The sequence below is a fragment of the uncultured Microscilla sp. genome, from assembly GCF_947493425.1.
GTDB lineage: Bacteria > Bacteroidota > Bacteroidia > Cytophagales > Microscillaceae > Microscilla.
In genome coordinates this window covers 1-229 of record NZ_CANLRP010000677.1, presented here as the reverse complement: position 1 = coordinate 229, position 229 = coordinate 1, and the positions used below count along the sequence as shown (strand labels likewise).

1 pseudogene is annotated in these 229 nt (G+C 41.0%); it reads right to left on the bottom strand.

What is annotated here, in order from left to right:
• Positions 1-229, bottom strand: a pseudogene (locus Q0954_RS34900) (hypothetical protein); the annotation flags it as partial.

Here is a 229-nt window from a genome sequence, read left to right as displayed (position 1 = left end):
GTGCTATAGGGGCTACACCTAAGCAAACGAAGATTTTTACCACGAATATCGACACAAGCACTGCTTAGGGTGCGGTAGCCATTAATTAGTTTTTTGTCTAAGTCCAATACCTTGCATAGATGCCCAGCCTGTTGGCTATATTTTTTGCGAATATCACTGGGGTCATGCAATACCACCACATAGTCCTTCTCTTTGAAATATGCGCTATTGTTTGCTAATAAGCTAATGT